Origin of the sequence: Streptomyces sp. NPDC052101, from assembly GCF_040680235.1 — a bacterium.
GTDB lineage: Bacteria > Actinomycetota > Actinomycetes > Streptomycetales > Streptomycetaceae > Streptomyces.
The window spans coordinates 12,839-34,142 of the sequence record NZ_JBFAWH010000001.1 but is presented as its reverse complement, the minus strand read 5'-3'; the positions used below and the strand labels follow the sequence as shown (position 1 = coordinate 34,142).

Below are 21,304 nucleotides of genomic sequence, written 5' to 3'. Positions count from 1 at the left end.
TGCCGACATGCCGCCCGGGTGCCGCAGGCAGGGCGCCCCATCATGTGAGAGACCGGCGCCCGCGCGCCGGCACCCAGGGAGTGAGTTCGGTTGTCGACGGCCATCGTCACCGGTCAGCCGGTCCCCGGATCGTCCCTAGAGAACGATCTGCGGTCGCTCGGCTTCGACGTCCGGGTGGCAGCGGACGCCGCCGAGGCCGAGACCCTGCTCGCCGCCGCTCCGGCCGGCGACCGCGTGGCCCTGGTCGACGCCCGCTTCGTCGGCCACCCGCACGCGCTGCGCCTCGGCCTGACCGACCCGCGCTTCCCGCTCGCCGCCGTCCCCGGCGCCGTCACCGCCCAGCCGCCCGCCCGCCCGGAGCTGACCCGGGCGGTCGCCCGCGAGACCTCGGCCGGCGGCGGCACCACGCTCGCCGTGGACAGCCTCGCCGACCGCGTCGTCACCGCCCTCGACACCGACGGCTGCGCGGTGCACCGGCCGGAGCTGGGCAGCCTGGTCGCCGCCGTCCCCGCCGACCCGCAGGCCCGCAACGAGGCCCGCCAGGCCGTCGCCGCCGTCGACGACGAGGCCGTACGCCTGAAGTCGGCCGTGAAGTCCCGCGACGGCTTCTTCACCACGTTCTTCATCAGCCCCTACTCGCGCTACATCGCCCGCTGGTGCGCCCGCCGAGGCCTGACCCCGAACCAGGTCACCACGGCCTCGCTGCTCACCGCCCTGATCGCCGCGGGCTGCGCGGCGACCGGCACGCGCGCGGGGTTCATCGCGGCGGGTGTGCTGCTGATCGCGTCCTTCGTGCTGGACTGCACCGACGGCCAGCTCGCCCGCTACGCGCTGAAGTACTCCACGCTCGGCGCCTGGCTCGACGCCACCTTCGACCGTGCCAAGGAGTACGCCTACTACGCCGGTCTCGCCCTGGGCGCGGCCCGGGGCGGCGACGACGTGTGGGCGCTCGCGCTCGGCGCGATGGTCCTGCAGACCTGCCGGCATGTGGTCGACTTCTCCTTCAACGAGGCCAACCACGACGCCACCGCCAACACCAGCCCCACCGCCGCCCTCTCCGACAAGCTGGACAGCGTCGGCTGGACGGTGTGGGTGCGGCGGATGATCGTCCTGCCCATCGGCGAGCGCTGGGCGATGATCGCGGTCCTCACCGCGGCCACCACACCCCGGATCACCTTCTACGTGCTGCTCATCGGCTGTGCCTTCGCGGCGACGTACACCACCGCCGGCCGCGTGCTGCGGTCCCTGACCCGCAAGGCGCGGCGGACCGACCGGGCCGCTCAGGCGCTCGCGGACCTCGCCGACTCCGGTCCGCTCACCGAGGCCGTGCGGCGGGTGGTCAAGCGGGGGCTGCCCGGCCTCGCCGTACCCGCCGTCGCCTTCCTGGGCGGCGCCGCGGTCGTCGCCTGCTCGGCCCTCACCGGCTTCGGCTCGGCGTTGCCGGTGATCGGCGCCCTGGTCTACGTCCTCACCTCGGCGCTCGCCGTCGCCCGCCCGCTCAAGGGCGCCCTCGACTGGCTGGTCCCGCCCTTCTTCCGGGCCGCCGAGTACGGCACCGTCCTCGCCCTCGCGGGTAAGGCGGGAGTAAACGGAGCCCATCCAGCGGCTTTCGGCCTGGTGGCCGCCGTCGCCTACCATCACTACGACACGGTGTACCGCATCCGCGGCAACGCCGGAGCGCCCCCGGCCTCGCTGGTGCGCGCCATCGGGGGGCACGAGGGGCGGACGCTGCTCGTCGCCGTCCTGGCCGCGGTGCTCACCGCCTCGCAGTTCACGGTCGCGCTCACGGTCCTCGCCGTGGCCGTGGCCCTAGTGGTGCTCGTCGAGAGCATCCGTTTCTGGGTCTCCGCAGGAGCCCCAGCCGTACACGACGAAGGAGAACCCGCATGATCGGCCTTGTGCTGGCGGCCGGCGCCGGACGGCGTCTGCGTCCCTACACCGACAGCCTGCCCAAGGCACTGGTGCCGGTAGGGCCCGCGGGCATAGAGGACTCGATCACGGTCCTCGACCTCACCCTGGGCAACTTCGCCGAGATCGGCCTGACCGAGGTCGCCATCATCGTCGGCTACCGCAAGGAGGCCGTCTACGAGCGCAAGGCGGCGCTGGAGGCGAAGTACGGCCTCAAGCTCACCTTGATCGACAACGACAAGGCCGAGGAGTGGAACAACGCCTACTCCCTGTGGTGCGGTCGTGACGCCCTCAAGGACGGTGTGATCCTCGCCAACGGCGACACCGTCCACCCGGTCTCCGTCGAGAAGACGCTGCTGGCCGCGCGTGGCGAAGGCAAGAAGATCATCCTCGCCCTCGACACCGTGAAGTCCCTCGCGGACGAGGAGATGAAGGTCGTCGTCGACCCCGAGAAGGGCATGACGAAGATCACCAAGCTGATGGACCCCGCCGAGGCCACCGGCGAGTACATCGGCGTCACCCTGATCGAGGGCGACGCCGCCCCCGAGCTGGCCGACGCGCTGAAGACGGTCTGGGAGACCGACCCGCAGCAGTTCTACGAGCACGGCTACCAGGAGCTGGTCGACCGCGGCTTCCGGATCGACGTGGCGCCGATCGGCGACGTCCAGTGGGTCGAGATCGACAACCACGACGACCTCGCCAAGGGACGGGAGATCGCGTGCCGCTACTGACCCGGCTCATTCCCTCGCCGGTCGTCGTGGACATCCGCCCGGGTGCCCTGGACGACCTGGCCGCTGTCCTCGCCGACGAGCGCATCGCGCAGTCCGGCCGGCTCGCCGTCGCCGTCAGCGGCGGCTCCGGCGCGAAGCTGCGCGAGCGCATCGCCCCCTCGCTGCCCGGCGCCACCTGGTACGAGGTGGGCGGCGGCACCCTCGACGACGCCATCCGGCTGGCCGGCGAGATGAAGTCCGGCCACTACGACGCGGTGGTCGGGCTCGGCGGTGGCAAGATCATCGACTGCGCCAAGTTCGCCGCGGCTCGCGTCGGCCTGCCCCTGGTCGCCGTACCGACGAACCTCGCGCACGACGGCCTCTGCTCGCCGGTCGCCACCCTCGACAACGACGCGGGCCGCGGCTCCTACGGCGTGCCGAACCCGATCGCGGTCGTCATCGACCTGGACGTGATCCGCGAGGCCCCGGCCCGTTTCGTGCGGGCGGGCATCGGCGACGCGATCTCCAACATCAACGCGGTCGCGGACTGGGAGCTGTCCAACCGGGTCACCGGAGAGAAGATCGACGGACTCGCCGCGGCCATGGCCCGCCAGGCCGGTGAGGCGGTCCTGCGCCACCCCGGCGGCATCGGCGACAACGGCTTCCTCCAGGTGCTCGCCGAGGCGCTGGTCCTCAGCGGTATCTCGATGTCGATCTCCGGCGACTCCCGGCCGTCCTCCGGCTCCTGCCACGAGATCAACCACGCCTTCGACCTGCTGTTCCCCAAGCGGGCGGCCGCCCACGGCGAACAGTGCGGACTCGGCGCGGCCTTCGCGATGTATCTGCGCGGGGCCCACGAGGAGGCGGTCCACACCGCCTTCGTGCTGCGTCGGCACGGGCTCCCGGTGCTGCCCGAGGAGATCGGCTTCACCCTGGACGAATTCGTCCGCGCGGTGGAGTTCGCCCCGGAGACCCGCCCGGGCCGCTACACGATCCTCGAACACCTCGACCTCAAGACGAACCAGATCAAGGACATCTACGCCGACTATGTCAAGGCCATCGGTAGCTGAACTCCGTCCGGTCGTCCACCCCGCGGGGGTGAAGGACCGGCGCAGCGGTGAGCACTGGGCGGGACGCCTCTACATGCGCGAGGTGTCCCTGCGCGTCGACCGCTACCTGGTCAACACCAGGGTCACGCCCAACCAGCTCACGTACCTGATGACCGTCTGCGGCGTGCTCGCGGCCCCGGCCCTGCTGGTGCCGGGGATCGCGGGCGCCGTCCTCGGCGTCGTCGCCACCCAGCTGTATCTGCTGCTCGACTGCGTCGACGGCGAGATCGCCCGCTGGAAGAAGCAGTACTCGCTCGGCGGGGTCTACCTGGACCGCGTCGGCGCCTATCTGACCGACGCGGCCGTCCTGGTGGGCCTCGGCCTGCGCGCCGCCGACCTGTGGGGCAGCGGCCGTATCGACTGGCTGTGGGCCTTCCTCGGCACGCTCGCCGCGCTCGGCGCCATCCTGATCAAGGCCGAGACCGACCTGGTCGGCGTCGCCCGGCACCAGACCGGCAAGCCCCCGGTCCAGGAGGCCGCCTCCGAGCCGCGCTCCTCCGGCATGGCGCTGGCCCGCCGGGCCGCCTCGGCGCTCAAGTTCCACCGCCTCATCCTCGGCATCGAGGCCTCGCTGCTGATCGTGGTCCTAGCCGTCGCCGACCAGATCCACGGCGACCTGTTCTTCACCCGCCTCGGCACGGCCGTCCTCGCCGGCATCGCCCTGCTGCAGACCCTGCTGCACCTGGTGTCCATCCTCGCCTCCAGCAGGCTGAAGTGAGTGCCGTGAAGGTCGGCGCCGTCATCATCACCATGGGCAACCGGCCCGAGGAGCTGCGGGCCCTCATCGACTCGGTCGCCAAGCAGGACGGCGACCAGGTCGAGGTGGTCGTCGTCGGCAACGGCTCGCCCGTCCCGGACGTCACAGAGTTCTCATCGGTTGTACGGACCGTGGAGCTGCCCGAGAACCTGGGCATCCCCGGCGGCCGCAACGTCGGCATAGAGGCCTTCGGGGCCAGCGGCCGCGATGTCGACATACTGCTCTTCCTCGACGACGACGGACTACTCGCGCGCCACGACACCGCCGAGCTGTGCCGTGAGGCGTTCGAGGCCGACCCGAAGCTCGGCATCGTCAGCTTCCGTATCGCCGACCCCGAGACCGGCGAGACCCAGCGCCGCCACGTGCCCCGGCTGCGCGCCTCCGACCCGATGCGCTCCTCGCGGGTGACGACCTTCCTCGGCGGCGCCAACGCCGTCCGCACCCGCGTCTTCGCCGAGGTCGGCGGCCTGCCGGACGAGTTCTTCTACGCCCATGAGGAGACCGACCTGGCCTGGCGGGCCCTCGACGCCGGCTGGATGATCGACTACCGGTCCGACATGGTGCTGTACCACCCGACGACCGCCCCCTCGCGGCACGCGGTCTACCACCGCATGGTCGCCCGCAACCGGGTCTGGCTCGCCCGCCGCAACCTCCCCGCCCCCCTGGTCCCGGTCTATCTCGGCGTCTGGATGCTGCTCACGCTGCTGCGCCGTCCCTCCCGGCCGGCCCTCAAGGCGTGGTTCGGCGGATTCCGCGAGGGCTGGACCACGCCCTGCGGTCCGCGCCGTCCCATGCGCTGGCGCACGGTGTGGCGGCTGACCCGGCTGGGCCGGCCTCCGGTGATCTGAGAAGCTTCTCTTACCTGAAGAGAGCAAGCTTCTTACCAAGAGAGTCCGGATTCCCACTCGTGAGTCACACAACCCATGACGGCGGTGTCGCGGTGAGCGCGATACCGCCGCCCGACGAGGGACTGACGGCCGCGCAGCTCGCCGCCAAGTACGGGCTCGCCGTCAGCGGTGCCCGCCCCTCTCTCGCCGAGTACGTCCGCCAGCTGTGGGGGCGGCGCCACTTCATCCTCGCCTTCTCCCAGGCGAAGCTGACGGCGCAGTACAGCCAGGCCAAGCTCGGCCAGCTGTGGCAGGTGGCGACCCCGCTGCTCAACGCGGGCGTGTACTACTTCATCTTCGGCGTGATCCTGCACGCGAGCCGCGGCCTGTCCCAGGACGTGTACATCCCGTTCCTGGTCACGGGCGTGTTCGTGTTCACGTTCACGCAGAGTTCGGTGATGTCGGGCGTGCGCGCCATCTCCGGCAATCTGGGTCTGGTGCGCGCCCTGCACTTCCCGCGCGCCTCGCTGCCCGTCTCCTTCTCGCTGCAGCAGCTCCAGCAGCTGCTCTTCTCGATGATCGTGATGTTCGTCGTGGCGATCGGCTTCGGCAGCTACCCGAGCCCGGCCTGGCTGCTGATCGTGCCCGTCCTGCTGCTGCAGTTCCTGTTCAACACCGGGCTCGCGCTGATCGTGGCCCGTATGGGCGCCAAGACCCCGGACCTCGCCCAGCTGATGCCGTTCGTCCTGCGCACGTGGATGTACGCCTCCGGCGTCATGTTCTCCATCCACACGATGATGGAGGGCCGCTCCGAGCTGGCGGTCCGGCTGCTCCAGGTCAACCCCGCCGCCGTCTACATGGACCTGATGCGTTACGCGCTGATCGACGGCTACGGCGCCGCGAACCTGCCGCCGCATGTGTGGGCCATCGCGCTGTTCTGGGCCGTGGTCGTCTTCGCCGGCGGTTTCGTGTACTTCTGGAAGGCGGAGGAGAGGTACGGCCGTGGCTGAGCAGAACGCCGAGCGCGGCGTCGAGCAGGACGCCGGGCAGACCACCGAGCAGAACAGCGGGCAGGACAGCGGGCAGACCGCCGAGCAGACCACCGGGCAGGGCGCCGGTGAGCGCCGCCCCACCGTGATCGCGGACGACCTGCACATCGTCTACCGCGTCAGCGGCGCCAAGACCGGCAAGGGCAGCGCGACGGCGGCACTGAGCCGGATCCTGAGGCGAGGCTCAGACGACGCGGCGCGCGGCGTACGCAAGGTGCACGCCGTGCGCGGCGTGTCCTTCGTCGCCTACCGCGGCGAGGCCATCGGCCTGATCGGCTCCAACGGTTCCGGCAAGTCCACGCTGCTGCGCGCCATCGCCGGTCTGCTGCCCGCCGAGAAGGGCAAGGTCTACACCGACGGCCAGCCCTCGCTGCTCGGCGTCAACGCGGCCCTGATGAACGACCTGACCGGTGAGCGGAACGTGATCCTGGGCGGCCTCGCCATGGGCATGTCCCGGGAGCAGATCAAGGAGCGCTACCAGGACATCGTCGACTTCTCGGGCATCAATGAGAAGGGCGACTTCATCACCCTGCCGATGCGCACCTACTCCTCCGGTATGGCGGCCCGGCTGCGGTTCTCCATCGCCGCCGCCAAGGACCATGACGTCCTCATGATCGACGAGGCGCTCGCCACCGGTGACCGCAAGTTCCAGAAGCGCTCGGAGGAACGCATCCGGGAACTGCGCAAGGAAGCCGGCACGGTCTTTCTGGTCAGCCACAACAACAAGTCCATCCGTGACACCTGTAACCGTGTCCTGTGGCTGGAACGGGGCGAGCTGCGCATGGACGGACCGACCGAAGAGGTTTTGAAGGAGTACGAGAAGTTCACGGGCAAGTAGTCCGTTTCGGCCAGGGTCCCGCCGGAACTCGTCCGGCGGGGCCCGCGCCCGTAAAGGAACCGCCAACTCCGGCCTGCGTCAGGAATCTTGGAACCAATCGGTGTGTTGTTGTGATCCGCGGGACACCCCGACGGACGGCACCGCGTTGTACAACGTAAGCTGTACCGGTGCCGGAAAGCGGCAAGTGGGGCGATATTGCGCGACACCCCACGCCAGGGCGACCCCGCGAATTGCCGGGCGGCGTGTCCGAAATAGTGTGTATTGGGTCGGCAGTGTAGAACGGGAGATGTGACGGCAATGGCTACGGAAACTCCCCAGCTCAACGCAGCATGTGCCGTCCCCGCCCCGGGCAGCGCCCGATGACGGCCACCGAGACGGCGCCCCACCTGGAACGCGCCACGCTGGACAAAGCCACGAGCGAGAACTTTCCCGTGGCCCCTTTCTTCCTGCCCCGGGCGTGGCGCGACGACCTCATGGCCGTCTACGGCTTCGCCCGACTGGTCGACGACATCGGTGACGGCGACCTCGCCCCCGGCGGAGCCGACGCCCGGGCGCTCGGCGTGTCGCGCGACGAGGCCGCGGACCGCCTGCTCCTCCTCGACGCCTTCGAGGCCGATCTGCGCCGTGTCTTCGACGGCACCCCGCGCCATCCGCTGCTGCGCCGGCTGCAGCCCACCGTCCGCCGCCGCTCCCTGACCCCGGAACCCTTCCTCGGTCTGATCGCCGCCAACCGCCAGGACCAGCTCGTCACCCGGTACGAGACCTACGACGACCTGCTCGCCTACTGCGAACTGTCCGCCAACCCCGTCGGCCGCCTCGTCCTCGGCGTCACCGGCACCTCCACCCCCGAGCGGATCCGCCTGTCCGACTCGATCTGCACCGCGCTGCAGATCGTGGAACACCTCCAGGACGTCGCCGAGGACCTCGGCCGCGACCGGATCTACCTTCCGGCCGCGGACATGAAGCGCTTTCACGTGCAGGAAGCGGATCTTGGCGCAAAAACCTCAGGCGCATCGGTGCGCTCCCTGGTTGCATACGAAGCACAACGCGCCCGTGATCTGCTGAATGAAGGCGCCCCCCTGGTGGGTAGCGTCCACGGCAGGTTGAAGCTGCTGCTCGCGGGGTTCGTGGCGGGAGGAAGGGCGGCGATCCGGGCGATCGCCGCCGCCGAATACGACGTACTTCCCGGCCCGCCCAGACCCGGCAAGGTCCAGTTGCTGCGTGAGGCGGGCGTGATCCTGCGAGGAGAGGGGTGATCCGGACCGTGGATTCTCCGTCACACGTGTCCGCACCGGTACTCGCCGCCTACAGCTACTGCGAGGCCGTCACCGGGCAGCAGGCCCGTAACTTCGCTTACGGCATCCGGCTGCTGCCCACGCCCAAGCGCCGCGCCATGTCGGCGCTGTACGCGTTTTCCCGGCGCGTGGACGACATCGGCGACGGCGATCTGGCCGACGAGGTGAAGCTGAAGCGGCTCGAGGACACCAGGGCGCTGCTCGCCCGGGTCCGGGAGGGCGAGGTGGAGGAGGACGACACCGACCCGGTGGCCGTCGCCCTCGATCATGCCGCGCGCGCCTTCCCGATCCCGCTCGGCGGCCTCGACGAGCTGATCGACGGCGTCCAGATGGACGTGCGCGGCGAGACCTACGAGACCTGGGACGACCTGAAGGTCTACTGCCGGTGTGTCGCCGGTGCCATCGGCCGGCTCTCGCTCGGCGTGTTCGGCACCGAACCGGGAGCGCGCGGCGCCGAGCGCGCGTCCGAGTACGCCGACACCCTCGGGCTCGCGCTGCAGCTGACCAACATCCTCAGGGACGTCCGCGAGGACGCCGAGGGCGGCCGTACCTATCTCCCCGCCGACGACCTTGCCAAGTTCGGCTGCTCGGCCGGGTTCGAGGGGCCGAACCCGCCCGAGGGCTCCGACTTCGCGGGCCTCGTGCACTTCGAAGTGCGGCGGGCCCGTGCCCTTTTCGCCGAGGGCTACCGGCTGCTGCCCATGCTCGACCGGCGCAGCGGCGCCTGCGTGGCCGCCATGGCCGGCATCTACCGCCGACTGCTGGACCGCATCGAGCGCGACCCGCAGGCCGTACTGCGCGGCCGTGTCTCGCTGCCCGGGCGCGAGAAGGCCTACGTCGCCGTACGCGGCCTGTCCGGTCTGGACACCCGGCATGTGACCCGCCATGTCTCCCCGCGTTCCGTCAGGAGGCGCGCCTGATGGACCTCGGCGAACCAGGGGACATGCGGCAGGCAACCCTTCACTGCGGCGTGGCGTCCCTGACTGCGACAGCCGAGCGTGCACCGTTCACCCTGCACGCCCGGCACGCATGGAAGGACGCACGATGAGCGACGGCTCGCGCCCCGCACCGGCGCACGGCACCGCGCAATCAGAGAGCGCGGCAGGCCGCAGCGCCGTCGTGGTCGGCGGCGGGCTCGCCGGGATCACCGCGGCGCTCGCGCTCGCCGACGCGGGCGTCCGTGTCACCCTGCTCGAAGGCAGGCCCAGGCTGGGCGGCCTCGCCTTCTCCTTCCAGCGCGGCGAGCTGACCGTCGACAACGGCCAGCATGTGTACCTGCGCTGCTGCACCGCCTACCGCTGGTTCCTCGACCGGATCCAGGGCGCGGCGCTGGCGCCGCTGCAGGACCGCCTGGACGTGCCCGTCGTCGACGTCACCAAGCCCGAGGGCAGACGGCTCGGCAGGCTGCGGCGCGACCCGCTGCCCGTCCCCCTCCACCTGGGGCGCAGCCTGGCCGCCTATCCGCACCTCTCGCTCGCCGAGCGCGCCGCGGTCGGGCGGGCCGCGCTCGCGCTGAAGGGGCTCGACCTCGCCGATCCGGCCCTGGACACCCAGGACTTCGGCAGCTGGCTGGCCGCGCACGGCCAGTCGGCGCGCGCTGTCGAGGCCCTGTGGGACCTGGTCGGGGTCGCCACCCTCAACGCGGTCGCGGGCGACGCCTCGCTGGGGCTCGCCGCGATGGTGTTCAAGACCGGTCTGCTGTCCGACCCGGGCGCGGCCGACATCGGCTGGGCCCGCGTCCCGCTGGGCGAACTGCACGACCGGCTGGCCCGCAAGGCGCTCGACTCCGCGGGCGTCCGTACCGAGGTCCGTACACGCGTCACCTCCGTCTCTACCAACGAGAACGGGACCTGGAGCGTTCAGGTTCCCGGCGAGCGCCTCGAAACCGACGCCGTCGTCCTCGCCGTACCCCAGCGCGACACCCACGACCTGCTGCCGCCCGGCGCCCTCGACGCCCCCGAGCAGCTGCTCGGGATCGGCACCGCGCCGATCCTCAACGTCCATGTCGTCTACGACCGCAGGGTGCTCGCGCGCCCCTTCTTCGCGGCCCTCGGCACCCCGGTGCAGTGGGTCTTCGACCGCACCGACGCCTCCGGTCTCTTGAGAGGCGGGCCCGAAGGGCCTCCGTACAAGGGTGGTGGCGGGCGACGGGCGGGCCAGTACCTCGCGCTGTCCCAGTCGGCCGCGCAGGACGAGATCGACCTGCCCGTCGCCGAACTCCGCGAGCGCTATCTGCCCGAGCTGGAGCGGCTGATCCCGGGTACCCGTGGCGCCGAGGTACTGGACTTCTTCGTGACCCGGGAGCGCACGGCCACGTTCGCCCCCACCCCCGGCGTCGGGCGCCTGCGGCCCGGTGCCCGTACCAAGGCCCCCGGCCTGTATCTGGCCGGAGCGTGGACCGCCACCGGGTGGCCCGCGACCATGGAGAGTGCGGTCCGCAGTGGAGTGAGCGCGGCCGACGCCGCCCTCAGTGCCCTGGGCCGGCCCCGCCCCCGCCATCTCTTCGAGATCGAGGAGGCGGCCTGATGCCCCACCGGCATGCGGCAGGCCCCCGCACCCCCGGTACCGCAACAAGAGGAGAGACTGTGCCCACTGTGCCCCCGGCCTCGACGCCCGTCCCACGGGCCGCGGTGGACGTGACCGCGTTGCTGGAGCGCGGCCGGACGCTGGCCACTCCGGTCCTGCGTGCGGCCGTAGACCGGCTGGCGTCTCCCATGGACACCGTCGCCGCCTACCACTTCGGCTGGATCGACGCCGCCGGCAACCCGGCCGACGGCGACGGCGGCAAGGCGGTGCGTCCCGCGCTCGCCGTGCTCTCCGCCGAGGTCACCGGCGCCGCGCCCGAGGTGGGCATCCCCGGCGCCGTCGCCGTCGAACTCGTCCACAACTTCTCGCTGCTGCACGACGACCTGATGGACGGCGACGAGCAGCGCCGGCACCGCGACACGGTCTGGAAGGTGCACGGCCCCGCCCAGGCGATCCTGGTCGGCGACGCCCTGTTCGCCCTCGCCAACGAGGTGCTGCTGGAACTGGGCACGGTCGAGGCGGGCCGCGCCACCCGCCGGCTGACCACCGCCACCCGCGCCCTGATCGACGGTCAGGCGCAGGACATCTCCTACGAGCACCGCGACCGCGTCAGCGTCGAGGAGTGCCTGGAGATGGAGGGCAACAAGACCGGCGCGCTGCTCGCGGCCTCCAGCTCCATCGGCGCGGTCCTCGGCGGCGCGGACGACGCCACCGCCGACGCGCTGGAGAAGTACGGCTACCACCTCGGTCTCGCCTTCCAGGCCGTCGACGACCTGCTCGGCATCTGGGGCGACCCGGAGGCCACCGGCAAGCAGACCTGGAGCGACCTGCGCCAGCGCAAGAAGTCCCTGCCGGTCGTCGCCGCCCTCGCGGCCGGTGGCCCCGCCTCCGAGCAGCTCGGCGAGATCCTCGCCGCGGACGCCAAGAGCAGCGACTTCGAGAACTTCTCCGAGGAGGAGTTCGCGGCCCGCGCGGCCCTCATCGAGCAGGCCGGCGGCCGCGACTGGACGGCCGGGGAAGCGCGCCGTCAGCACACCGTCGCCATCGAAGCCCTGGACGCCGTCGACATGCCCGACCGGGTGCGCGACTCCTTCACGGCGCTCGCCGACTTCGTCGTCGTACGAAAGAGATGATCACTATCGGTCGAACACTCGCGTAGTCGCCGGCCGGTGCCGCAGCGCTTGCGGACACCGACCGACGGCGGACCCACAGCAGCACGACTCGCACGACTGCACAAAGGGGAAGCCATGACAGCGACGACCGACGGAAGCACCGGGGCGACCCTGCCGCCCCGCGCGGCCGCGGCCAGCGACACCACCCGCACCACCCCCGAGACGACCGGGGTACAGGAAGCCGCCGCACGCGCCGCACGGCGCGCCACCGACTTCCTGCTCGCGCACCAGGACGCCCAGGGCTGGTGGAAGGGCGACCTGGAGACCAACGTCACCATGGACGCCGAGGACCTGCTGCTCCGTCAGTTCCTGGGGATCCGCGACGAGAAGACCACGCAGGCCGCCGCGCTCTTCATCCGCGGCGAGCAGCGCGAGGACGGCACCTGGGCGACCTTCTACGGCGGACCCGGCGAACTGTCCGCCACCGTCGAGGCGTACGTCGCCCTCCGGCTGGCGGGCGACGCACCCGAGGCCCCGCACATGGCGAAAGCATCCGCCTGGATCCGCGAGCGCGGCGGCATCGCCGCCTGCCGGGTGTTCACCCGGATCTGGCTCGCCCTGTTCGGCTGGTGGAAGTGGGAGGACCTGCCCGAACTCCCGCCGGAACTCATCTACTTCCCGACCTGGATGCCGCTCAACATCTACGACTTCGGATGCTGGGCCCGGCAGACCATCGTGCCGCTGACCGTCGTCTCGGCCAAGCGCCCGGTGCGCCCGGCGCCCTTCCCGCTGGACGAGCTGCACACCGACCCCGCGCACCCCAACCCGCAGGGTCCGCTCGCCCCGGTGGCCAGTTGGGACGGCGCCTTCCAGCGTCTGGACAAGGTGCTGCACCAGTTCCGCAAGGTCGCCCCGCGCCGGCTCCGCAGGGCCGCGATGAACTCGGCCGCCCGCTGGATCATCGAGCGCCAGGAGAACGACGGCTGCTGGGGCGGCATCCAGCCCCCGGCCGTGTACTCGGTCATCGCCCTGCACCTGCTCGGCTACGACCTGGAGCATCCGGTGATGCGCGAGGGCCTCGCCTCGCTGGACCGTTTCGCCGTGTGGCGCGAGGACGGCGCCCGGATGATCGAGGCCTGCCAGTCCCCGGTGTGGGACACCTGCCTCGCCACCATCGCGCTCGTCGACGCGGGGCTGCCCGTCGACCATCCGCAACTGGTCAAGGCGGCCGACTGGATGCTCGGCGAGGAGATCGTGCGGCCCGGCGACTGGGCCGTGAAGCGCCCCGGGCTCCCGCCGGGCGGCTGGGCGTTCGAGTTCCACAACGACAACTACCCCGACATCGACGACACCGCCGAGGTCGCCCTCGCGCTGCGCCGCGTCCGGCACCACGACCCCGAGCGCGTGGACCGGGCCGTCGGGCGCGCCGTGCGCTGGAACCTGGGGATGCAGTCGAAGAACGGCGCGTGGGGCGCCTTCGACGTCGACAACACCAGCCCGTTCCCGAACCGGCTGCCGTTCTGCGACTTCGGCGAGGTCATCGACCCGCCGTCGGCGGACGTCACCGCGCACGTGGTCGAGATGCTCGCCGCCGAGGGCCTCGCCCACGACCCGCGCACCCGCCGGGGCATCGAGTGGCTGCTCGCCGAACAGGAGCCGGACGGCTCATGGTTCGGCCGCTGGGGCGTCAACTACGTCTACGGCACCGGGTCGGTCGTCCCCGCACTGACCGCTGCCGGGCTGCCCGGCTCGCACCCGGCGATCCGGCGGGCCGTGACCTGGCTGGAGGGCGTGCAGAACGACGACGGCGGCTGGGGCGAGGACCTGCGCTCCTACAAGTACGTCAAGGAGTGGAGCGGCCGGGGCGCCTCGACCGCCTCGCAGACCGCCTGGGCGCTGATGGCGCTGCTCGCGGCGGGGGAGCGGGACTCCAAGGCCGTCGAGCGCGGTGTCCGATGGCTGGCCGACACCCAGCGGGAGGACGGCACCTGGGACGAGCCGTACTTCACCGGCACCGGATTCCCCTGGGACTTCTCCATCAACTACCACCTGTACCGGCAGGTCTTCCCGCTCACCGCGCTCGGCCGGTATCTGCACGGCGACCCCTTCGAGCGGGGTCTCCTCGCCGGGAAACCGCTGTCCGAGGCGAGGGTGAGCTGAATTGAGCAACCAGCCCGGACCGTCCCCGCTGCTGATCGCCTGCGCGCTCGGCATCGAGCATCTGGCCCTGCGCACGGGGGACCGGAGCGGGGCGGACGGGCCGGTCTCCTTCCTCCGCACGGGCATGGGGCCCCGTGCGGCGGAACGGTCCGTCACCCGGCAGCTCTCCGGCCCGGCGCTGGCCGACGCGGCTGTGCTCGCCACCGGCTTCTGCGCCGGACTCGCGCCCGGCATGCATCCCGGCGATCTGGTGGTCGCCGAGGAGACCCGGGACCCGCGCGGCACTGTCGCCTGCGTGGGCACCGAGCTTCTGGTCAAGGAACTCACGCGGCTGCTGCCCGGACGTACGGTCCACACCGGGCCGCTCACCGGCTCCGATCACGTCGTACGCGGCCCCGAGCGGTCCCAGCTGTTCGCGACCGGCGCGATCGCGGTCGACATGGAGTCGGCGGCCACGCTCCTGACCGCGGTGCGCGGCGGCGAGCGCCCGGTGGCGGCCGTACGGGTGGTCGTCGACGCCCCAGAACATGAACTCGTCCGGATCGGCACGCTACGCGGAGGAATATCTGCCTTCCGCGTTCTTCGTTCCGTTCTTCCCGCTTTTTATGAATGGCACCGTTCTTTGTTGCTCCCCCGGAGGTGAGCCAGATGGCCATGCCACTGCGTCAGACGATCAAGGTCGCTTCTTATCTGTTCGAACAGAAGCTCAGGAAGCGGGACAAGTTCGCCCTGCTCGTCGAGTTGGAGCCGTTGTTCGCGTGCAACCTCAAGTGCGAGGGCTGCGGCAAGATCCAGCACCCGGCGGGCGTGCTCAAGCAGCGCATGCCCGTGGCGCAGGCGGTGGGCGCGGTCCTGGAGTCCGGCGCGCCGATGGTGTCGATCGCCGGCGGCGAGCCTCTGATGCATCCTCAGATCGACGAGATCGTACGGCAGTTGGTGGCGAGGAAGAAGTTCGTCTTCCTGTGCACCAACGCGCTGCTGATGCGCAAGAAGATGGACAAGTTCAAGCCCTCGCCCTACTTCGCCTGGGCCGTGCACATCGACGGGCTGCGTGAGCGGCACGACGCCTCCGTCGCGAAGGAGGGCACCTTCGACGAGGCGGTGGAGGCCATCAAGGAGGCCAAGCGGCGCGGCTTCCGGGTGACCACCAACTCCACCTTCTTCAACACCGACACCCCGCAGACCATTGTCGAGGTGCTCAACTTCCTCAACGACGACCTGAAGGTCGACGAGATGATGCTCTCGCCCGCCTACGCCTACGAGAAGGCCCCAGACCAGGACCACTTCCTCGGCGTCCAGCAGACCCGGGAACTGTTCAAGAAGGCCTTCTCGGGCGGCAACCGCGCCAAGTGGCGGCTCAACCAGAGCCCGCTCTTCCTGGACTTCCTGGAGGGCAAGGTCGACTTCCCGTGCACCGCGTGGGCGATCCCGAGCTACTCGCTGTTCGGCTGGCAGAAGCCCTGCTACCTGATGAGCGACGGCTACGTGCCCACGTACCGGCAGCTGCTGGAGGAGACCGACTGGGACCAGTACGGCCGCGGCAAGGACCCCCGCTGTGACAACTGCATGGCGCACTGCGGCTACGAGCCGACCGCCGTCCTCGCCACCATGGGCTCCCTGAAGGAGTCGCTGCGGGCCGCCCGGGAGACGATGACGAGCGGAAAGCAGAACTGAGGCCATGGCCGCCATCCCCTTGGGCGTTCCCGGGGTACCGGCCCGGCAGGTGGCACCGCGGCGGCAGTCGCGGCAGATCCACGTCGGGCCGGTGGCGGTCGGGGGCGGAGCCCCGGTGTCGGTGCAGTCGATGACGACGACCCGTACGTCCGACATCGGCGCCACCCTGCGGCAGATCGCGGAACTCACCGCATCCGGCTGCCAGATCGTCCGGGTCGCCTGTCCCACCCAGGACGACGCGGACGCCCTCGCCGTCATCGCCCGCAAGTCGCAGATCCCGGTGATCGCGGACATCCACTTCCAGCCGAAGTACGTCTTCGCCGCCATCGAGGCCGGCTGCGCGGCGGTCCGGGTCAACCCCGGCAACATCAAGAAGTTCGACGACCAGGTGACGCAGATCGCGCGCGCCGCCAAGGACCACGGCACGCCGGTCCGGATCGGTGTCAACGCCGGCTCCCTGGACCGGCGGCTGCTGCAGAAGTACGGCAGGGCGACCCCGGAGGCGCTGGTCGAGAGCGCGCTGTGGGAGGCCTCGCTCTTCGAGGAGCACGACTTCCGGGACCTCAAGATCTCCGTCAAGCACAACGACCCGGTCGTGATGATCGAGGCGTACCGGCAGCTCGCCGAGCGCTGCGACTACCCGCTGCACCTCGGGGTCACCGAGGCGGGCCCCGCGTTCCAGGGCACGGTCAAGTCGGCCGTGGCCTTCGGGGCGCTCCTGTCCCGGGGTATCGGCGACACGATCCGCGTCTCCCTGAGCGCCCCGCCGGCGGAGGAGGTCAAGGTCGGCATCCAGATCCTCCGGTCGCTCGGTCTCAGGGAGCGGCGTCTGGAGATCGTCTCCTGCCCGTCCTGCGGCCGGGCGCAGGTCGATGTCTACAAGCTCGCCGAGGAGGTCACGGCGGGTCTGGACGGCATGGAGGTGCCACTCAGGGTGGCGGTGATGGGGTGCGTGGTCAACGGTCCCGGCGAGGCCCGCGAGGCCGACCTCGGAGTTGCCTCAGGCAACGGCAAGGGGCAGATCTTCGTGAAGGGCGAGGTCATCAAGACCGTACCCGAGTCGAAGATCGTGGAGACCCTCATCGAGGAGGCCATGAAGCTCGCCGAGCGGACGAGCCCCGCGGACAGTTGAGTCGAGGCAAGGCACGGATCGAGAGGGGGCCCAGCGTGACCATTCTGGAGAACATCCGGGGACCACAGGACCTGAAGGCGCTGTCCGAGGCGGAACTCGGCGAACTGTGCGAGGAAGTACGCGAGTTCCTGGTGCACGCGGTGTCACGGACCGGCGGCCATCTCGGGCCCAACCTGGGCGTGGTGGAACTCTCCGTCGCGCTCCACCGGGTCTTCGAGTCACCGGTCGACCGCATCCTGTGGGACACCGGCCACCAGTCCTATGTCCACAAGTTGCTGACGGGGCGTCAGGACTTCTCCAAGCTGCGCGGCAAGGGCGGTCTGTCCGGCTACCCCTCGCGCGAGGAGTCCGAGCACGACGTCATCGAGAACAGCCATGCCTCCACCGCGCTCGGCTGGGCCGACGGCCTCGCCAAGGCCCACCAGGTGCAGGGGGAGAAGGGCCATGTGGTCGCCGTCATCGGCGACGGCGCCCTCACCGGCGGCATGGCCTGGGAGGCGCTGAACAACATCGCGGCCGCCAAGGACCGCCCGCTGATCATCGTCGTCAACGACAACGAACGCTCCTACGCCCCGACCATCGGCGGCCTCGCCAACCACCTGGCCACCCTGCGCACCACCGACGGCTACGAGAAGGTCCTCGCCTGGGGCAAGGACGTACTGCTGCGGACACCCCTCGTCGGCCACACCATCTACGAGTCCCTGCACGGGGCGAAGAAGGGCTTCAAGGACGCCTTCGCCCCGCAGGGCATGTTCGAGGACCTGGGCCTGAAGTACGTCGGCCCGATCGACGGGCACGACATCAAGGCCGTCGAGTCGGCGCTGCGCCGCGCGAAACGCTTCCACGGCCCGGTCCTGGTCCACTGCCTCACCGAGAAGGGCCGCGGCTACGAGCCGGCCCTCCTGCACGAGGAGGACCACTTCCACACCGTCGGCGTGATGGACCCGCTGACCTGCGAGCCCCTCGCACCGTCGGGCGGCCCGTCCTGGACCTCCGTGTTCGGCGAGGAGATCGTACGGATCGGCGAGGAACGCGACGACGTCGTCGCCATCACGGCGGCCATGCTGCACCCGGTCGGGCTCGGCGCGTTCGCCGAGCGCTTCCCCGATCGCGTGTGGGACGTGGGCATCGCCGAGCAGCACGCGGCCGTCTCCGCGGCCGGCCTCGCCACCGGCGGCCTGCACCCGGTCGTCGCCGTCTACGCCACCTTCCTCAACCGCGCCTTCGACCAGCTGCTGATGGACGTCGCCCTGCACCGCTGCGGGGTCACCTTCGTCCTGGACCGGGCCGGCGTCACCGGCGTCGACGGAGCCTCCCACAACGGCATGTGGGACATGTCGGTCCTGCAGGTCGTCCCCGGTCTCAGGATCGCCGCCCCGCGCGACGCCGGCCAGCTGCGCGCCCAGCTGCGCGAGGCCGTCGCCGTGGACGACGCGCCCACCCTGGTCCGCTTCCCGAAGGAGTCTGCCGGGCCGGACATCCCGGCGCTCGACCGCGTCGGCGGCATGGACGTGCTGCACCGCGCCGAACGCCCCGAGGTGCTGCTGGTGGCGGTCGGCGTGATGGCCCCGGTGTGCCTGCAGGCCGCCGAGCTGCTTCAGGGGCGCGGCATCGACTGCACAGTGGTGGACCCCCGCTGGGTCAAGCCTGTCGACCCCGCGCTGCCGGGCCTCGCCGCCGAACACCGGCTGGTGGCCGTCGTGGAGGACAACAGCCGTTCCGCGGGCGTGGGTTCGGCCGTGGCGCTGACCCTCGGCGACGCCGACGTGGACGTGCCGGTGCGCCGGTTCGGCATCCCGGAGCAGTTCCTCGCGCACGCCAAGCGCGGCGAGGTGCTGGCCGACATCGGTCTCACGCCCGTCGAGATCGCCGGGCGGATCAGCGCGAGCCTGGCCGTCAAGGACGTGGACGGCACAGCCAAGGAGAGTCAATGAGCACGGAGTTCGACCTCGGCGCCCTGCTCGCCGAGCGCGGAGCCGAACGTTACGAGCTGCACGCGAAGCACCTCAATCCACAGCTCCCGCGCATGCTGCACACCATCGGCTTCGACAAGTTCTACGAGCGGGCCGAGGGCGCCCACTTCTACGACGCGGACGGCAACGACTACCTGGACATGCTCGCCGGGTTCGGGGTGATGGGCCTCGGCCGCCATCACCCGGTCGTCCGCAAGGCGCTGCACGACGTGCTCGACCTGGATCTCGCCGACCTGACCCGGTTCGACTGCCAGCCGCTGCCCGGCCTGCTCGCCGAGCGGCTGCTCGCCCACAGCCCGCACCTGGACCGGGTGTTCTTCGGCAACAGCGGCACGGAGGCCGTCGAGACGGCCCTGAAGTTCGCCCGGTACGCCACCGGCAGACCCCGCGTCCTCTACTGCGACCATGCCTTCCACGGCCTGACCACCGGCTCCCTGTCGGTCAACGGCGAGCGAGGCTTCCGCGACGGCTTCGCCCCGCTGCTGCCCGACACCGCCGTACCCCTCGGCGACCTGGACGCCCTCGCCCGGGAGCTGAGGAAGGGCGACGTCGCCTCGCTGATCGTCGAGCCGATCCAGGGCAAGGGTGTGCACGAGGCGCCGCCCGGCTATCTGCGCGCCGCACAGGAACTCCTGCACAGGCACAAGGCGCTGCTCATCGCCGACGAGGTGCAGACCGGCCTCGGCCGCACCGGCGACTTCTACGCCTATCAGCACGAGGACGGCGTCGAACCCGATCTGGTGTGCGTGGCCAAGGCGCTGTCCGGCGGGTACGTCCCGGTCGGTGCCACGCTCGGCAAGGACTGGATCTTCAAGAAGGTCTACTCGTCCATGGACCGTGTGCTGGTCCACTCGGCGAGCTTCGGCTCAGGCGCCCCGGCGATGGCGTGCGGCCTCGCCGTGCTGTCGGTCATGGAGAACGAGCAGATCGTCGCCGGCGCGCGCACCACCGGCGAGCTGCTGAAGTCCCGGCTGACCGCGCTCATCGACAAGTACGAGCTGCTCGCCGACGTCCGCGGCCGGGGCCTGATGATCGGCATCGAGTTCGGCAGGCCGTCCTCGCTGAAGCTGCGCAGCCGCTGGACCATGCTCCAGGCCGCCCGCAAGGGCCTGTTCGCACAGATGGTCGTCGTACCGCTGCTGCAGCGGCACCGGATCCTCACCCAGGTCTCCGGTGACCACCTGGAGGTGATCAAGCTGATCCCGCCGCTGGTCGTCGACGAGGCGGACGTCGACCGGTTCGTGGACGCCTTCACGGCCGTGATGGACGACGCGCACAGCGGCGGCGGCCTGATGTGGGACTTCGGCAAGACACTGGTCAAGCAGGCGGTGGCCAACCGCTGATCCTCGCCGGCCTCCAGACCCGTCCGATGCCCCGGAGGGCGGCGTGGTTTGCCTCAGAGGCAAGAATATTGCCGAATGGGCAAAATCGGGGCTGAATGGAGGCATGAACGCCTCAGACGCCGGGCCACCGGCGGATCCGGGCGACGAGCTGCCCGCCGTCGTGCCCGCCGTGGCACCGCAACTGCGGGCACTGCGCCGACGGGCCGGCCTCACGCTGGAGGCCGCGGCCCGCGCCGCCGGGCTCTCACCGGCCCATCTGTCCCGGCTGGAGACCGGGCAGCGCCAGCCGTCGCTGCCGATGCTGCTGGCCCTCGCCCGCATCTACGGTACGACCGTCTCCGAGCTGCTGGGCGAGACGGTCGCCGACCGGGACGCGATCGTGCGCGCCGGCGACATGGAGCCGACCCGGGCGGGCGGCTGGACCTACTTCCAGGCCGGGGCGCCCGGCCGGGGCATGCAGGCCCTGCGCGTGCGGGTGCCCCACGGCACGCAGGGCGACATCGTGCGGGTCCATCCCGGCGAGGAGTGGCTCTATGTGCTCAGGGGCCGGCTGCGGCTGCGCCTCGGTGACACCGCGCACCTGCTCGGGCCCGGCGACAGCGCGCACTTCGACTCGCTCACCCCGCACCGCCTCGCCGCCGAGGACCACGACGGCGTCGAGCTGCTGTTCGTCCACACCCTGCTGCAGAGCCCCACGGCCACGCTGTGCCTGGGGCCGCTGACCGGAGAGCTGCCATGAGCAATCCCGAGACCGAGTTCCCCCGTGCCCTGTGGATCCGCCTGATCATCTACATCGCCCTCGGCCATGTCCTGGCCGGGTTCCTGTACTTGCTGTTCGCGCTGGGGGCGAAGGGCTGACGCGACGGACGGGTCCGGAGGCCGGCCCGTCGG

Annotated in this window: 20 protein-coding genes; all 20 read left to right on the top strand. The window is 70.9% G+C overall.

Features of this window, described 5'->3' with window-relative positions:
• Window positions 1-90 precede the first annotated feature (90 nt).
• The 20 genes from AB0L75_RS00165 to AB0L75_RS00070 all read left to right on the top strand — a co-directional run bounded on the left by AB0L75_RS00165 (window position 91) and on the right by AB0L75_RS00070 (window position 21,271).
• The gene (locus tag AB0L75_RS00165; protein ID WP_365173218.1) at window positions 91-1,890 is read left to right on the top strand and encodes a DUF5941 domain-containing protein; all 1,800 of its coding nucleotides are present in this window, start codon (window positions 91-93) and stop codon (window positions 1,888-1,890) included.
• Window positions 1,887-2,639: a phosphocholine cytidylyltransferase family protein gene (locus tag AB0L75_RS00160; protein ID WP_365173216.1), complete on the top strand. Its 753-nt coding sequence runs from the start codon at window positions 1,887-1,889 to the stop codon at window positions 2,637-2,639. The genes AB0L75_RS00165 and AB0L75_RS00160 overlap by 4 nt, the downstream gene beginning before the upstream one ends.
• Window positions 2,627-3,688 (top strand): iron-containing alcohol dehydrogenase family protein, encoded by a 1,062-nt coding sequence (locus tag AB0L75_RS00155; protein ID WP_365173214.1) that lies wholly within the window; start codon window positions 2,627-2,629, stop codon window positions 3,686-3,688. The genes AB0L75_RS00160 and AB0L75_RS00155 overlap by 13 nt, the downstream gene beginning before the upstream one ends.
• Window positions 3,666-4,445, top strand: coding sequence for a CDP-alcohol phosphatidyltransferase family protein (locus AB0L75_RS00150; protein ID WP_365173212.1), 780 nt, complete (start codon window positions 3,666-3,668; stop codon window positions 4,443-4,445). Before AB0L75_RS00155 ends, AB0L75_RS00150 begins: the two co-directional genes overlap by 23 nt.
• On the top strand, window positions 4,442-5,332 hold the full coding sequence (locus AB0L75_RS00145) for a glycosyltransferase (RefSeq protein WP_365173209.1): 891 nt from the start codon (window positions 4,442-4,444) through the stop codon (window positions 5,330-5,332). Before AB0L75_RS00150 ends, AB0L75_RS00145 begins: the two co-directional genes overlap by 4 nt.
• A gap of 59 nt (window positions 5,333-5,391) precedes the next feature.
• Complete coding sequence (locus AB0L75_RS00140) at window positions 5,392-6,321, top strand: ABC transporter permease (protein WP_365173207.1); 930 nt, start codon at window positions 5,392-5,394, stop codon at window positions 6,319-6,321.
• A gap of 124 nt (window positions 6,322-6,445) precedes the next feature.
• Window positions 6,446-7,198, top strand: coding sequence for an ABC transporter ATP-binding protein (locus AB0L75_RS00135; RefSeq protein ID WP_365174793.1), 753 nt, complete (start codon window positions 6,446-6,448; stop codon window positions 7,196-7,198).
• 359 nt (window positions 7,199-7,557) lie between these two features.
• Window positions 7,558-8,454 carry a squalene synthase HpnC gene (gene hpnC, locus AB0L75_RS00130; protein WP_365173205.1) on the top strand — a complete coding sequence of 299 codons (897 nt, stop codon included), beginning with the start codon at window positions 7,558-7,560 and terminating at the stop codon, window positions 8,452-8,454.
• A complete protein-coding gene (hpnD, locus tag AB0L75_RS00125; RefSeq protein ID WP_365173203.1) occupies window positions 8,451-9,413 on the top strand; it encodes a presqualene diphosphate synthase HpnD in 963 nt (320 codons plus the stop codon). Before hpnC ends, hpnD begins: the two co-directional genes overlap by 4 nt.
• Window positions 9,413-9,541, top strand: a complete 129-nt coding sequence (locus tag AB0L75_RS00120; RefSeq protein WP_365173201.1) for a DUF6380 family protein — start codon at window positions 9,413-9,415, stop codon at window positions 9,539-9,541. The genes hpnD and AB0L75_RS00120 overlap by 1 nt, the downstream gene beginning before the upstream one ends.
• The gene (gene hpnE / locus AB0L75_RS00115) at window positions 9,538-11,019 is read left to right on the top strand and encodes a hydroxysqualene dehydroxylase HpnE (RefSeq protein ID WP_365173199.1); all 1,482 of its coding nucleotides are present in this window, start codon (window positions 9,538-9,540) and stop codon (window positions 11,017-11,019) included. Before AB0L75_RS00120 ends, hpnE begins: the two co-directional genes overlap by 4 nt.
• Window positions 11,019-12,152 (top strand): polyprenyl synthetase family protein, encoded by a 1,134-nt coding sequence (locus tag AB0L75_RS00110; RefSeq protein ID WP_365173196.1) that lies wholly within the window; start codon window positions 11,019-11,021, stop codon window positions 12,150-12,152. The genes hpnE and AB0L75_RS00110 overlap by 1 nt, the downstream gene beginning before the upstream one ends.
• 114 nt (window positions 12,153-12,266) lie before the next feature.
• Complete coding sequence (gene shc / locus AB0L75_RS00105) at window positions 12,267-14,291, top strand: squalene--hopene cyclase (RefSeq protein ID WP_365173193.1); 2,025 nt, start codon at window positions 12,267-12,269, stop codon at window positions 14,289-14,291.
• Between the two features lies 1 nt (window position 14,292).
• The gene (locus tag AB0L75_RS00100) at window positions 14,293-14,934 is read left to right on the top strand and encodes a 1-hydroxy-2-methyl-2-butenyl 4-diphosphate reductase (protein WP_365173190.1); all 642 of its coding nucleotides are present in this window, start codon (window positions 14,293-14,295) and stop codon (window positions 14,932-14,934) included.
• 5 nt (window positions 14,935-14,939) lie between these two features.
• Window positions 14,940-15,965 carry an adenosyl-hopene transferase HpnH gene (gene hpnH, locus AB0L75_RS00095; protein WP_365173187.1) on the top strand — a complete coding sequence of 342 codons (1,026 nt, stop codon included), beginning with the start codon at window positions 14,940-14,942 and terminating at the stop codon, window positions 15,963-15,965.
• Between the two features lie 4 nt (window positions 15,966-15,969).
• Window positions 15,970-17,097 (top strand): flavodoxin-dependent (E)-4-hydroxy-3-methylbut-2-enyl-diphosphate synthase, encoded by a 1,128-nt coding sequence (ispG, locus tag AB0L75_RS00090; protein ID WP_365173184.1) that lies wholly within the window; start codon window positions 15,970-15,972, stop codon window positions 17,095-17,097.
• Between the two features lie 35 nt (window positions 17,098-17,132).
• Complete coding sequence (dxs, locus tag AB0L75_RS00085) at window positions 17,133-19,031, top strand: 1-deoxy-D-xylulose-5-phosphate synthase (RefSeq protein WP_365173181.1); 1,899 nt, start codon at window positions 17,133-17,135, stop codon at window positions 19,029-19,031.
• Window positions 19,028-20,413: an aspartate aminotransferase family protein gene (locus AB0L75_RS00080; RefSeq protein ID WP_365173179.1), complete on the top strand. Its 1,386-nt coding sequence runs from the start codon at window positions 19,028-19,030 to the stop codon at window positions 20,411-20,413. Before dxs ends, AB0L75_RS00080 begins: the two co-directional genes overlap by 4 nt.
• A gap of 103 nt (window positions 20,414-20,516) precedes the next feature.
• Window positions 20,517-21,152, top strand: coding sequence for an XRE family transcriptional regulator (locus AB0L75_RS00075; protein ID WP_365173176.1), 636 nt, complete (start codon window positions 20,517-20,519; stop codon window positions 21,150-21,152).
• Window positions 21,149-21,271: a DUF6126 family protein gene (locus AB0L75_RS00070; RefSeq protein WP_365173174.1), complete on the top strand. Its 123-nt coding sequence runs from the start codon at window positions 21,149-21,151 to the stop codon at window positions 21,269-21,271. Before AB0L75_RS00075 ends, AB0L75_RS00070 begins: the two co-directional genes overlap by 4 nt.
• Window positions 21,272-21,304: the final 33 nt, after the last annotated feature.

Bases quoted from the DNA above. Each gene is read 5' to 3' on its own strand.
- hpnC (WP_365173205.1), top strand. From the start codon at position 7,558: ATGACGGCCACCGAGACGGCGCCCCACCTGGAACGCGCCACGCTGGAC.
- AB0L75_RS00075 (WP_365173176.1), top strand. From the start codon at position 20,517: ATGAACGCCTCAGACGCCGGGCCACCGGCGGATCCGGGCGACGAGCTG.
- AB0L75_RS00110 (WP_365173196.1), top strand. From the start codon at position 11,019: ATGCCCCACCGGCATGCGGCAGGCCCCCGCACCCCCGGTACCGCAACA.
- hpnE (WP_365173199.1), top strand. From the start codon at position 9,538: ATGAGCGACGGCTCGCGCCCCGCACCGGCGCACGGCACCGCGCAATCA.
- AB0L75_RS00160 (WP_365173216.1), top strand. From the start codon at position 1,887: ATGATCGGCCTTGTGCTGGCGGCCGGCGCCGGACGGCGTCTGCGTCCC.
- AB0L75_RS00080 (WP_365173179.1), top strand. From the start codon at position 19,028: ATGAGCACGGAGTTCGACCTCGGCGCCCTGCTCGCCGAGCGCGGAGCC.
- hpnH (WP_365173187.1), top strand. From the start codon at position 14,940: ATGGCCATGCCACTGCGTCAGACGATCAAGGTCGCTTCTTATCTGTTC.
- AB0L75_RS00070 (WP_365173174.1), top strand. From the start codon at position 21,149: ATGAGCAATCCCGAGACCGAGTTCCCCCGTGCCCTGTGGATCCGCCTG.
- AB0L75_RS00120 (WP_365173201.1), top strand. From the start codon at position 9,413: ATGGACCTCGGCGAACCAGGGGACATGCGGCAGGCAACCCTTCACTGC.
- AB0L75_RS00150 (WP_365173212.1), top strand. From the start codon at position 3,666: ATGTCAAGGCCATCGGTAGCTGAACTCCGTCCGGTCGTCCACCCCGCG.
- shc (WP_365173193.1), top strand. From the start codon at position 12,267: ATGACAGCGACGACCGACGGAAGCACCGGGGCGACCCTGCCGCCCCGC.
- ispG (WP_365173184.1), top strand. From the start codon at position 15,970: ATGGCCGCCATCCCCTTGGGCGTTCCCGGGGTACCGGCCCGGCAGGTG.